Below are 13,570 nucleotides of genomic sequence, written 5' to 3'. Positions count from 1 at the left end.
CAACCGGAGCATTAGCGGCACACGGAGGAAAAGTTTCTGTTTCTTCTGCGGGTTCGGCGGTATCCGTGACCGGAGATTTGTCCTGCGGAGTTAGTGTACGCAACCAAAATGAGAGCAAAGTAACATTGAACGGAAACGTTGAAGTAACAGGTGATGGTGCTTATGGTATCGACGCCAGCTTTGGAGAAGTGACAGTAAACGGCAACGTAACAGTGAAAGAAAACTTTGCAATTGGAGTAATATCCAATGATTTCGGATCCGTTAAGATAAACGGTAATGTATCTGCGACAGGTAACGGAGCCACAGGCATTAACGCAAATATGGGAGAAGGTGCGGGAGGTATCGTCCATGTAACCGGAAGCGTTAATGTCAGTTCATCAGATGACGATAGCATCGGTATACGTTGCTATAGCAGGGAAACTGTAGATGATAAGAGTATGGTAACTGTAGACGGAAAGATTAATGCTGATGATATCTATATTTTAATTGATGATATTATCAGAACAAGTGATTCAAAGGATAACATAGAAAGTGGATATTGGGTTTACAATGGTAGACACGGAAGCATTGTCAAGATAAGCAACAGCGAGGTTGTAACTCCCGTCAATGCTCCTACGGTTGTAACCAATGCCGTAGCCGGCATAACCACCTCAAGTGCTATTTTGTCGGGAAATGTGACAAGTGACGGCGGCGATACTGTTACAGAAAGGGGCTTCCTTTTCGGAACTGCTTCAAATTTAACAACATATACCGCAATAAAGGTTGGTTCAGGAACGGGAAGTTTTACTACACCAATTACAGGACTTGAAGAAAACAAGACGTACTATGTGCGTGCATATGCCGTTAACAGCAAGGGAACCGGCTACGGGGCAATTGTAAGCTTCACTGCTTCAGACACTCCTGTAAATCCCCCTTCACCCGGAAGAAGCAGCCGCGTACTGAGTGTACCCACTGTTGTGACAAAAGGCGTGTCTGATATTACTGAATCTAAGGCGTCATTGTCGGGAAGCGTTACTTCAGACGGCGGATTAACTGTTACGGAGCGCGGCTTCGTATACGGTAAAAAGGCCAATCCTTCAATAGTCAGCTCCGAAGTTTTAAAGGTTTCATCAGGAAAAGGAACGGGTAGCTTTACGTCATTGGTTGAAGAGCTAAAAGCCGGAACCACATACCATGTGCGTGCGTATGCAGTCAACAGTATGGGAACAAGCTACGGTGAAGATATGAGCTTTACTACAAAGAAAGCTCTCGTACCCGCTGCAGGTGAAATAGGATGGCTGGATGCATCCGGTATAGATTTAAGCAATCCGTACGGCAATGTTGTGCTTTATACCGATAATGACGGTGTGCAGCATATACTCGGTTTGGGGATCATACTCGGAGACAGGATGAAGTATGTATCCAGAGGACAGGGAAAATATGAAATTATCTACAATGCGAAGCCATTTGAGGATATAGCAGGTCACTGGGCTAAGAACGATATAGATTTTTCTTCTTCACGACTTTTATTTAACGGCATTTCAACGAGAATTTTCTCTCCTGACACACACATGACAAGGGGAATGTTTGCTGCGGTGCTTGGACGCATGTACGGTGCAGACCCTGATTACTATATGGGATACAGCTTCGAGGATGTACCTCAGGATGCATACTATGCTCCATACGTAAAATGGGCTGCGGAAAGCGGAGTAATATTAGGTGTATCGAGAAATTCATTTGAACCCGAAAGAGCTGTAACACGTCAGGAAATGGCAGCCATGATGTTCCGTTTTATGAATTATCTTGGACTTAAATTCACAGAAGACAATAACGAATTCAGCGATGATACCCTTATTGATTCCTGGGCAAGGGAAAGCATCATGCAGCTGAAGGGAACGGGAATTATTTCAGGCAGGACGGACAACAAATTCGATCCTTACGGCGTATCAACACGTGCTGAGGTTGCGGCAGTGCTGAGAAGATTGATTGAATATATCCTGAAATAAATTACAAAAAACTCAGGCTGTTGAAAAAGTTCATCCTGCAAGGCGCCGGAAGAGGCAGACGCAGCGTATCAGACATACGTGAGGATTGACCGGCGCAGCGGCAACGACGCAGGGGGGCTTTTTCAGCAGCCTGTTTATTATTTTACAAATGCACCGTATATTGCTCTTATTGCATCTTCAAAATCTTTATCTTCCACTCCGACGATTATATTGATTTCGCTGGAGCCCTGGTCAATCATACGAATGTTAATATTATTGTCTCCAAGTGCCGTAAACAGCTTTGCTGAAATTCCCGGCTTGTATGCCATTTTTATTCCGACGGTTGTAATTAAGCTTAAGCTTTTAAAAACATTTACTGACTGTGCTCCGCATTTTGTTTTTATTTCTTCGGATAACTCATGTATTATCCTTTCTAATCCTTCTGACGGAAGAATGATGGAGAAGCTGTCTATACCCGACGGTAAATGCTCTATGCTTAATCCTCTGTCTTCAAACACTTCCAATGCCCTTTTCACAACGCCTACTTCATTAGCCATATGCTCCTTATGGACATAAAAAACAGTAAAGTTTTTCCTGCCGGCAATTCCCGTAATGATGTCTCCGTTTCCGTTACCGTCGTAGACACTATTATCATCTATAATTACTGTACCCGGATTATCCGGCTCATTAGTATTTCTTATATTTATAGGAATGCCTGCTTCTCTTGCCGGAAATATTGCTTCATCGTGAAGTACAGAAGCTCCCATGTAGGAAAGCTCTCTGAGCTCCTGATATGTTATCTTTTTTATTTGTTTTGGATTATTAACAATTCGCGGGTCAGCCATCATAAAGCCCGAAACATCTGTCCAGTTTTCATAAACATTGGCTCCGGAGAAAGCTGCAACTATTGCACCTGTTATGTCGGAACCGCCTCTTGAAAAAACCTTAATGCTTCCGTCGGGATATGAACCGTAGAATCCGGGTATTACGGCTCTTTTTGAATTCTGCAAGGCTTCACATAATTTTTCTTTGGTTTTTTCATTGTTTACTGATCCATCATAATTAAAGAAAATTACATCCTTGGCATCTATAAAATCACAATTCAGGTAATCAGCCAGAAGCAATGCGCTTAAATATTCTCCTCTGCTCACAATGTAATCTTCATCACATTTATCATCTAAATTATCTTTTATAATCTTAAATTCTTTTTCCAAATCTATGTTTAAATGCAATTCTCCTTTAATTAAATCGTATCTATCCTCTATTATTTTAAAAATAGGTGCATAAGGAACCGAAAATTTAATATGTGCATGTGTCAAGTACAATAAATCCGTAATTTTGTTATCTTCATTAAATCTTTTACCGGGAGCGGAAACTACTATAAATCGTCTTTCATCATCGCTGTTTATAATATCGCGTACTTTTTTTAGCTGAGAGCTGTCAGCCATAGAAGTTCCGCCGAATTTTGCTACCTTTAACATTTGTCCTCCTATATTTGAGCTGATATTTTATTAAGATAACATATTATAATTATCATGTCAACAAATTAAATACATATGTCTTTAAATAGCGAATGAATTACCCTCTTAAATCATCAAGAAGTTTTGTTTTTTCTATAGTTCTTTCATCCTTATATTTAAGTACTTTAGCAGGACTTCCCGCAACAACCGCCATTTCGGGAACATCCTCAGTAACTACGCTTCCGGCAGCAACAACTGCTCCCTTACCAACCTTTACTCCCTCTAAAACAACGGCATTGGCACCAATTAAAACATCATCCTCAATAATAACCGGTGTCTTGCTTGGCGGTTCTAAAACACCGGCAATAACTGCACCTGCTCCGACGTGAACATTTTTACCTATTGTTCCTCTCGCACCTACAACGGCATTCATATCAATCATGGTTTTTTCGCCTATTACGGCACCGATATTTATTACTGCACCCATCATTATTACCGCATCCTTGCCTATGGTACACATGTCTCTGATAACAGCGCCCGGCTCTATACGTGCACTGATTTCATTTGTGTTTAGCAGAGGTATCGCGGAGTTTCTTCTGTCATACTCCAAATAGTAATTTTCTATTTGCGGATTTTCAGACAACAATCTTTGTGCATCGGTGTATTCGCCTATGAGTATAGCCATATCTTCTGATTGGAATACTTTCATATTGTAGCTTTCTATATTGTTTATCTTGCCTGATACATAAAGCTTTACAGGTGTTGATTTTTTTGCATCTTTTATAAATTTCGCTATTTCATATGGATCTTGTAAGAACATTTTTACCTCCTGATTTTTACGCTATATTTATTATTTTATTTATTTTTCTGTTATCCATGTCAAAAAATTCTTCTGTCGTATAAAGACCTGCTTCTTGATTTACTAATTTTAACGCAATATCTATTGCTCCTCTGGCAAATATCTTTTTAGAAAATGCAGTATGCTTTATCTCTATAATTTCGTCAATACCTGAAAATATAACTGTGTGCTCTCCCGGTATAGTTCCTGCTCTAAAAGAATGCATCTCAACTTTTTCTCTTCCCGTCTCCTGCATTATGTCTTCGGCTAACGTTTTAGCCGTACCGCTTGGGGCATCCACCTTTTTATTATGATGTCTGTCTACTATATCTATCTCAAAATTGTTTAAATCATTGCTGATTAATTTTAACATCTTTCTTATAATATTTATTCCTGTTGAAGTATTTGATGAAAGCATAACCGGAACATTTAATCCTGCTTCTGTGATTTTATTTTTCTGCTCCTGATTAAATCCTGTTGTACAAATTAATAATGCAGCATTCCTTTCCTCTGCATAATTTAATAAAAAGTCGAGATTAGCCGGATTTGAAAAATCTATAATTACGTCTATATCATTTAAATTTTCGCAAAGCTTTCCGTCTTTAGGCGATATAATCCCTGCAAGCTTGACATTATCATAAGTTTGTATCTCTTGCTCGACTACCTTTCCCATAGCTCCGTAACCGCATAAAGCAACATTTATCATATATTTCTTCCTCCCATCCTTAACAATTTATGCCATACCTTCTCATTTCGTTAATCAATTTATGTCTGTTATCATCTGACATAGGATATAGAGGTTCTCTAACCTCAGAGCTGCATAATTTCATGATTTCCATTGCCTCTTTTACCGGTATAGGGTTTGTTTCTATAAACAAAGCGTTAATCAATCCATTCATATTTAACTGGGCATCTCTTGCTTCTTCTATGTTTCTGTTATTGTAATCATCCACAATTTTTTTAGTTTCAGCAGGCAGTATGTTAGCAACTACAGAAATAACTCCGTGTCCTCCTAACGACATTAGCGGAACAATCATATCGTCATTTCCGGAATAGACCAAAAAATCTTTTGGACAAATTCTGAGTATTTCAGCTACCTGACTGATGTTGCCGCTCGCTTCTTTAATTCCTATAATATTATCAATTTCTGATAATTCCAATGCTGTACTTGGTTCAATGTTCATGCCGGTTCTTCCCTGCACACTGTAAACTATTATCGGCAATGATGTGCTTTCTGCAATCATTCTGTAGTGATTTATCAATCCTCTTTGTGTTGTTTTGTTGTAATATGGAGTTACTAACAGCAATCCGTCAACTCCTGCTTCTTCACAGAATTTCGCTTTTTTAACAGCTGTTGCGGTGCAGTTGCTTCCTGCTCCCGCTATAACAGGTATTCTTTTTGCCGTTCTGTCAATTACAAATCTTACAATCTCATGGTATTCATCATCTGTCAATGTCGGGGTTTCAGCAGTTGTACCTGCCACTATAATTGAGCCGGATGACTCAACATGCATGTCTACTAATTTCCCTAAAGTTTCATAATCAACTTCTCCATTTACAAATGGTGTTACTAAAGCTACTCCACAGCCATTTACTAAATCATTCATTGTCTTTTTCTCCTTCAAAAATTATTTAAAATAATTTTCACGTCGCTTTTTCTAGTATAAAAAAAGCGACATAAGAGCAAAAGGGCTCTCAGACGCTTTCAAAAAACACCGAACCTTCTGCCCAGCACATTACAGCTCTCTTTTATAGAATTGGGAAGCATCCTATAAAAACAGTATTACATCTATTAAATGTAAGCCCAGAGAAAAAATCCCTTCGGCGAATCACCCTTTCAAGCATTGCCTTACTCTTGATCATCGCAACCTCTGTAATATACCCACGAAAATATTTAATTTTTTCCATTATATTCTCAGCCAACTGGTATGTCAATATAAATTTTTATAAAATTTAAAATTTGTTATATGTTATATGAAGGTTACTATTCACAGCAGTTATTTGTCATCCTGAGCAATAGCGAAAGATGCCCTAACCCTATTTTCAGACGATTTTTCTGAAAAATAGTGGTAGGGCATTCGCAACGAACTCCCAATTTATTCGATTAAAACAATCTTTCAAAAATTTCAAGCTTTTCATCCGGAAGTGCCCTTACTCCTTCAAGCAATCTGTCCAGTTCCTGCCTGTTAAAGTATCTGCCGCCTTGGATAACCCCATATATTGTTTTTGTGTTTCTGATGTCAGCCAAAGGATTTTTATCTAAAATCAATATATCCGCATCTTTTCCTTTCGCCAGGGTTCCTTTTGAGTCCTCGCTGCCGCAATAAACCGACGGATTGACAGTCGCGGCCTCCAAAGCTTCATAGGGTGTCCTTCCGTACAGCTCAACTAATTTACAAAGCTCATCATGAAGGGAAAATCCGGCAATCATACCGGGGTACATAGTATCGCTTCCGGCAAGATACCTGTTTGAATGTTCCATAAAGGTTTTCCCTCTTTCGATGATGACGTTGATATCCGGACGCAGTCCCCTGTTTTTATATCCTTTTATGATTTTTTCGTTTCTTTCCTCCCAAAACCTCCTTATAAGGCCAGGCACATATTCATAATTTTTAAGATCGCTCAATTTCTTACCGTTCCAGACATAGTCAGGCAAGGTTTCACAAACTACCTGAGTAGGGCAAAACCACATGCCGCTTTTTGCTAAATATATGACATCGGATTCATGTTTCGGAAGGCTGCTGCTGTGTTCACAGCAATGATAACCCCAGTCCCTCAGCTCTTTTGCATCGACAAAATAGCTCATATGCCCGCAAACTTTAATACCGCACGCATTTGCCGTATCCATAAGCCTTTTGAGCTGTTCAGGTGAAATGGACGGATATGTCTTTACCCATTGGTATCCTGATTCAATAGTGTCATACACTGCTTTTTCCGCCTCTTCCACTGTAGATAAATAAACATGTCCTTCGAATTTTTCTTTTGCATCCCAGCCGTCATATATGAGGCCTGACGAATACACGTAGGGGCCGATACGTTCTCCGTTCATTATCTCTTCTGAGTATTTCTTTACACGGCTTCCTCCGCTTAAATGCCTGATGGAAGTTATACCGTTTGCGATAAAAAGGCTGCACATTTCACTGGAGTTGAGATGTGCATGGGAATCAAACAACGAAGGCATAAGGTATTTTCCGGTGCAATCCACCAGGCCTGTGTCTTCATATTCTGCCGCTGCGTTCTTTCTGATTTCTGTAATAACACCTTTTTCAACAACAATGTCCGTATGGTAAGAAATTCCATCCGTCTTCATCGATAATACATTACCGTTTTTATATATTGTTTTTTTAAAATATTCTTTGTTTTTCATATCAATACCTATTTCCAAGAAAATTCATAAAGGTAATATCTTCCTTCCAGGGCAAATTCATGACATTTCAAATCCTTGTTGTGTGCATAAAGCCCTACGGTATTGTATAGCGCTACATATACGGCATCTCTTTGCGCCTTCGTAAAAATTTCATTATATATATCAAAACGCTCATCTTCATCAATAGCCTGAACTGCTTTGTCAAATAGATCATCCATTTCCTTGTTTGAGTAACGTACATTATTTGCAGCTCCGATATAATCAGATTTGAAGGCCAGTGAAAATTCCTGGGTAGGTCCTTCCAGGCTCATTGCCAATACGGTTATACCGCAGTCCCCGTTCATGAGTTTGTCAAGGTATGCATTAAACTCAAGTATTTCAAGAGTTACGTTAAGTCCGACATTTGCCAGGTCATTCTGTATTATTTCAGCCTGTGTTTTGTAGCTTTCCGCCACATACATTATCCCTAAATCATAAGGCGTTTCAATACCTATTTCTGCCAGCAGCTCCTTCGTTTTTTCTGTATTAAAATCATATTGGGGTTGATCTTCGGAATATCCAAATCTCAAGGGACTGAGAACATTTGAGTTCACACTTCCAAACCCGTCCAGAGCAAGGTCTATAATATTTTGCCTGTCAATGGCATAAGCCACGGCTTGCCTGAATTTAACCTCACTGAAAGGATATTTCTCATGATTCATGGAAATGAACCCGAAACGCGACATAGGAACTTCTTCAATCACTATATTGCTTTTACCTTCAAGGTTACCGTAATTGGATTCTGAAATTGAGGCAAAATCAATTTCACCGGTCTGCAAAGCAACGGCTGCCGTAGTATCGTCGGAAAGAATTTTAAATGTTACATTAATAATTTCAGCTTCACCCAGATAGTAGCCTTCATAGGCTTCCAAAACTATTTTGCTTCCAAGATCATGACTTACATATTTGTATGGGCCTGAACCTACAGGCTTGTTGGCAAAATCTTCGGCGCTTGCAGACTCATAGTAAGCCTTTGACGCAATGTGCATGTCAACTATATTCTTAAGGAACGGCGAATATGCTGTTGCTGTTGTGAAAACTACGGTATTTTCGTCAATAACTTCAACCTTTTCCATTCCTTCAACTTTTGCACTTTGATAAACCGAATCCGCATAGAGCTCTGCCGTAAACTTTACGTCCTCTGCCGTAACAGGTGTTCCGTCGTGAAAAGTTGCATCCTTGCGTAAATAAAAAGTATAGCTTAGTCCGTCATCACTGATTTCATATCGTTCGGCAATTCTATGTTCAGGTTCTGATGATCCATCAAGAGAAACTTTCATCAGGGGGTCATAGATTTGATTGGTTATATCCATCTCATTGGTGGTACTGTGGTCTGTTGGGTGCATTGTAGATATGTCCGAATCAATAGCAATTGAAAGTTCTGTTTTTCCGGCAGTTTCGCCGGTTCCTGCCGGAGTTGTTTCTTTCGGTGGTTCAGCAGTGTTACCGGTGGTGCTGCTGCATCCTGCAACTGTGCTTAACAAAAGTACCATTACCAAAATTAATGACATTAGTTTTTTCATTATTTTTCCTCCTGAAATATGTATTATTTTTCAAACTCAAAATTTATAGAAGTATACTTGTCAACCAATTCAATGGCAGCAGTGACATCGTCCTTCGCGATGACTGCGCTTTGGCTGTGGGGATACCTGGTCACGACAGATATTCCTGCCACACGGGTTCCATAATAAGCCTTGTTCATGCCTGAACTGTCAGTGCCTCCTCTGTCCATCACATCTCTTTGATGCTTTATGCCGTGCATGGAACAACAATTCAGCATTTCCTCCACAAGGTATTCATCCTGCACTGCGGAAGGATCCCCTATCTTAATTCCGACTCCTTCACCTACGGCATTGGAGCCTTCAAGGTCACAAGGATATGCATGATCCGGCGTCACATCCATGGAAATACCTATATTAGGCTTTATGCGCTCGGCAGCTACAGCTGAACCCCTGCACCCTATTTCCTCCTGCACGGTAAATACATAATAAATATCGTTGCAACTTTTGCCGTCATTTCTTTTAAGTGCTTCAGTAAGAACATAACATCCGACACGGTCATCTAGTGATTTCGCACTGATACGGCCGTTACAGAGCTCGTGATAAGGCCCTAAAAATCCGCAATAATCTCCTACATTTATATATTGTGCAGCTTCTTCTTTTGAAGTGCATCCAATATCTATATAGAGTTTACTTGAATTGTTCTTTGCATCTTCAATATTTCCGGCACACCCTACAACTCCTATGGTACCGTTTTGGAAAACAACCTTGCCATTGTAAATTGACGATGCCCATACCCATCCTACATTGCAGACACGCAGCCTTCCGTCAGCTTCAATTTTTGTCACCTGGAAACCGATTTCATCCATGTGGGCAGTCAGCATGATACGCTTTCCTGTTCCGTTACCCTTCTTTAGGACAATCAGGTTTCCTAAAGCATCTGTATTGATTTCATCAGCAAAGGGAGCTGCCTCCCTCTTTATGGCTTCACAGACTTTCTTTTCTCTTCCTGCCACTCCCCATATTTGGGTAAGCTCTTCTAAAAATTTCATAGGTTCATGTTCCTCTCTTTCAATAAGGATGATTTTTCAACCCATCTGGGTTGATTCATAAGAGGGTGCTTAAGCTTGATGGCTTCTTTTGGGCATTCCATAACGCAGCATCCGCAATACCAGCATTCGTCAGGATAAGCAACCACAGGAGGAGCTCCTTTTTTCTCAGCGGGAAGAAATAAATCTATAGGGCATGCCTCCATGCACCTGTTGCACCCGATGCATTTTTGTGTGTCAAAAGTGATTGGACTTGCCGGTTCAACATTCCTCATCATAAAAGTTTTATTCACTGTCTCAGCTCCTTTACATACTCACTGTTATATGTTTCATAATTGCTTTTCAGATCACCTGCATAATCCAGAGGTGCTTTTCTCGAAACAACCTTTTCTCCATCATTCCTGATGATAATAAAGGGTTCTTGTTCCTTGGAATTGCTGTCAGATCTGAAAAATTCAAGCTTAGGGCAATTGTTCTTTCTCAGCAGGCTTGATTCAATGATAATTTGAGAGACTGTAAGTATATCAAATACCTCAAGCAGCCTGACCAGCTCATGGGGATTTGCCGCTGCTGCCTTAGGCACAACTTCCCGCTCATACTTTTTAAGCAGCTCCATCCCAGTTCTTAGAAGCATTTCTTCTTTTATTTCGCCGCAATAACTCTGCATGGCTTTGGATATGGCATGGTTTAATTCTTTCCATGTGATTCCTGTATCCACATCTGTATGCAGAGGTGCATAGACCCGCTCTCTTTCATCCTCAACCTGAGGCATATAGGGTTGCACTATATCCTTCTCATCGGCATAATCAGATGCATGACGACCTGCATAATGTCCGGTTGATGCGGCATGGCCATAGCAATTAGATGCAAACAGCGCATCTCCTGCGGCAAACAGTCCGGGAATATTGGTTTGCAGCTTCCAGTCATTCATGAAGCCTCCGGGAAGACCGAACAGTTGTCTTTCCTGTGGAAGGAATTCAGCGCTTGTCCACCCCGAGCCGTAGCACTGAAGCACATGTCTGGAAGAATCAAAACCGGCCTCTGTGAAATTTTTGTATACCGGTATTTTAGTCTTGCCTTCTTCGCCTACCATCATACCCCAGATGACATTCCTTTCGTGCTCCGGTAATTCCGTAAGATCCGCATAAAGAGGGAGCTTGTACCCTTTATCCTTTATCTGTTCATAGGGCAAGGTTTCCGGGCCTTCATAAGGATACTTTGCCTTTTCGATATTTCCGCCTTTCATGAAGTACTTTTGGCCTTTTGCAGGATAAAACCTTTCATTCACTTCTTTAAGGATATTTCCGTCCCTGTCGGCATAAGGTATCTCTTTTCCTTCCGCATCTATCAGAGAAGCCGCATACCAGGTGTTATGATTATTACCTGTACTGTATGGTGGAAACGATCTTCCTGCAGCCGAAAATTGAGCTCTCACAGACTTTTCCATCATATTGAACTCCGCACCTATTTTCCACCCCATTGCATGTCCGCTTCCTATGCAGGACATAGGGCGGAACTCGCACAGTCCGGGATAAGCTGCCGAAAACAGCCATATCCTTGCCGGCCGCGACATTGCCATAACCACTGCTTTCCCCAGAAAAATATGGAACTTGCCTGTCCTGCCGTTTATACCCGTTGCTCCGATGCATCTTGCACCGTTTTTACCTCCTTCAGTCAGAAGAGATGTCACGGCAACATGATTCACAATACGGACTCCTAATCTCAGCATTTCTTTTTCCATGGCCGGCTTAAATGTAGTTGCCCATATCCTGAGAGTAATTTTACTCTTATAATCATATGCAAACATGAGCTTAGTTTCTTCATCTCTGAACATGGCTCCGGCAAATTCATCATCTGTATCCCTGATCTTTCCTCCTATTTTCTCAATATCGAGCAATCTGTCCCAGCCTTCACGGCATTCGATATAATGAGAAATAGCGTTATTATATCCGTCATTGTCATCCATCATCGCTTCAACAAGCTCTTCGGGAGTTACGGACGAGCATGGATTGGTTGCTGCCATTTCCCAGTGATCGCAGCCTGAGCCTCCTGCTCCGCTTCGTTTAGCTGCGGCTTTTTCCACAACAATTACATTTTTTCCTTTTTTTGCTGCTGAAATTGCAGCCATACAACCTGCTATACCACCTCCAAGTATAAGAACATCAGCTTCCATAGTCTCTGTTTCGTCAACAAGGGATGGGTAAGGCCAGTTATTTTTTGTGTTCATTTGTCATCCTTTCCCTCCGGTTATAAAACCGGAGAATTGAATTACATGATTATGTGATTTTAATATTATCAAACTATTTTATATTTTGCAACATATATTTTGTAAAATGCTTGCTTTTTATTTCCATTTGTGCTATTCTTGATTTAAAAAATTAATACGCAGTTATACAGATGAGAAAGGAGAAGTATTATTATGTATAAATTCGTCTTAAGACGGTTACTGCTGACAATTCCTGTTTTAATCGGAGCAGTTTTCCTCGTATTTGCAATTATGTCCATGACCCCTGGGGACCCAGGTACACTGATACTCGGAATGACGGCTGACAAAGCCGACATTGCAAAGCTCAATGCGGAATTTGGTTATGACAAGCCTTTTTTTATTAGATTTGCCAATTATATCAAGGACATTGTTTTTCATTTTGATTTCGGAGATTCTTATCGTACCCGAACCCCTGTATTTACAGAGATATTTGCAAGATTTCCCCATACATTCAAATTGGCACTGGCCTCCATCTGCCTGAGTTCGGTTTTAGGTATATTCCTGGGAATTTTGTCCGCAGTCAGGCAGTATTCTTTCATCGACAGCTTTTTTACGATTATAGCCATGTTTTCTGCTTCCATGCCCGGTTTTTGGCTGGGGCTCATGCTTATGCTTTTCTTTTCGTTAAAGCTTGGGTGGCTTCCTTCCAACGGGGTTGAAACTTGGAAACATTTTGTCCTGCCTACCATTACACTGTCAATGGGAGGTACTGCAGGCCTGCTGAGGCTGACCCGTTCTACCATGCTGGAAACCATACGTCAGGATTATATAAGGACTGCCCGGTCCAAAGGTGCTTCAGAAAGGATTGTCATCTATGAACACGCCCTTAAAAATGCCCTGCTTCCTGTCATCACTTCTTTAGGCATGAATTTCGGAGCTTCCTTGGGTGGTGCCATAATCATCGAAACCGTATTCGGAATGCCCGGCCTCGGCACACATATTGTAACAGCCATACGACAGAAGGATGTACCTGTGGTACTTGCAAGCACATTGCTGTTAGCTGTGCTTTTCTGCCTGATCATGCTGGCAGTAGATATTTTATATGCCTTCATTGATCCCCGAATTAAATCAAAATATGCTAAATAAGG

General features: G+C 40.7%; 11 protein-coding genes and 1 riboswitch. Of the genes, 2 read left to right on the top strand and 9 right to left on the bottom strand.

From position 1 onward, the window contains the following. The first annotated feature begins 65 nt into the window (after positions 1 to 65). Positions 66 to 1,985 carry an S-layer homology domain-containing protein gene (locus RT412_RS06395; RefSeq protein ID WP_313346006.1) on the top strand — a complete coding sequence of 640 codons (1,920 nt, stop codon included), beginning with the start codon at positions 66 to 68 and terminating at the stop codon, positions 1,983 to 1,985. A gap of 137 nt (positions 1,986 to 2,122) precedes the next feature. Here RT412_RS06395 and RT412_RS06390 read toward each other — a convergent pair whose 3' ends face one another. The 9 genes from RT412_RS06390 to RT412_RS06350 all read right to left on the bottom strand — a co-directional run bounded on the left by RT412_RS06390 (position 2,123) and on the right by RT412_RS06350 (position 12,443). Then, positions 2,123 to 3,445, bottom strand: coding sequence for an aspartate kinase (locus RT412_RS06390; RefSeq protein ID WP_313346009.1), 1,323 nt, complete (start codon positions 3,443 to 3,445; stop codon positions 2,123 to 2,125). Between the two features lie 97 nt (positions 3,446 to 3,542). Further along, positions 3,543 to 4,244 (bottom strand): 2,3,4,5-tetrahydropyridine-2,6-dicarboxylate N-acetyltransferase, encoded by a 702-nt coding sequence (gene dapD, locus RT412_RS06385; RefSeq protein ID WP_313346012.1) that lies wholly within the window; start codon positions 4,242 to 4,244, stop codon positions 3,543 to 3,545. Positions 4,245 to 4,260: 16 nt separating this feature from the next. Further along, a complete protein-coding gene (gene dapB / locus RT412_RS06380; protein ID WP_313346015.1) occupies positions 4,261 to 4,968 on the bottom strand; it encodes a 4-hydroxy-tetrahydrodipicolinate reductase in 708 nt (235 codons plus the stop codon). 19 nt (positions 4,969 to 4,987) lie between these two features. Beyond that, on the bottom strand, positions 4,988 to 5,869 hold the full coding sequence (gene dapA, locus RT412_RS06375) for a 4-hydroxy-tetrahydrodipicolinate synthase (RefSeq protein ID WP_313346018.1): 882 nt from the start codon (positions 5,867 to 5,869) through the stop codon (positions 4,988 to 4,990). 124 nt (positions 5,870 to 5,993) lie between these two features. After that, a riboswitch (Lysine riboswitch) is annotated at positions 5,994 to 6,144 on the bottom strand. Positions 6,145 to 6,366: 222 nt separating this feature from the next. Then, positions 6,367 to 7,629, bottom strand: coding sequence for an amidohydrolase family protein (locus RT412_RS06370; RefSeq protein ID WP_313413113.1), 1,263 nt, complete (start codon positions 7,627 to 7,629; stop codon positions 6,367 to 6,369). Between the two features lie 8 nt (positions 7,630 to 7,637). After that, positions 7,638 to 9,191 carry an ABC transporter substrate-binding protein gene (locus tag RT412_RS06365; protein ID WP_313346024.1) on the bottom strand — a complete coding sequence of 518 codons (1,554 nt, stop codon included), beginning with the start codon at positions 9,189 to 9,191 and terminating at the stop codon, positions 7,638 to 7,640. Positions 9,192 to 9,214: 23 nt separating this feature from the next. Next, complete coding sequence (locus RT412_RS06360; protein ID WP_313346027.1) at positions 9,215 to 10,219, bottom strand: M42 family metallopeptidase; 1,005 nt, start codon at positions 10,217 to 10,219, stop codon at positions 9,215 to 9,217. Further along, complete coding sequence (locus RT412_RS06355; RefSeq protein ID WP_313346030.1) at positions 10,216 to 10,509, bottom strand: ferredoxin family protein; 294 nt, start codon at positions 10,507 to 10,509, stop codon at positions 10,216 to 10,218. Before RT412_RS06355 ends, RT412_RS06360 begins: the two co-directional genes overlap by 4 nt. Further along, a complete protein-coding gene (locus tag RT412_RS06350; RefSeq protein WP_313346032.1) occupies positions 10,506 to 12,443 on the bottom strand; it encodes an FAD-binding protein in 1,938 nt (645 codons plus the stop codon). The genes RT412_RS06355 and RT412_RS06350 overlap by 4 nt, the downstream gene beginning before the upstream one ends. A gap of 192 nt (positions 12,444 to 12,635) precedes the next feature. On the opposite strand from RT412_RS06350, the gene RT412_RS06345 reads away from it, so the two are divergent. Then, positions 12,636 to 13,568: an ABC transporter permease gene (locus RT412_RS06345; RefSeq protein ID WP_313346035.1), complete on the top strand. Its 933-nt coding sequence runs from the start codon at positions 12,636 to 12,638 to the stop codon at positions 13,566 to 13,568. Positions 13,569 to 13,570: the final 2 nt, after the last annotated feature.

This window comes from Sedimentibacter sp., assembly GCF_032080165.1.
GTDB lineage: Bacteria > Bacillota > Clostridia > Tissierellales > Sedimentibacteraceae > Sedimentibacter.
This window is presented reverse-complemented; position numbering and strand designations above follow the sequence as displayed.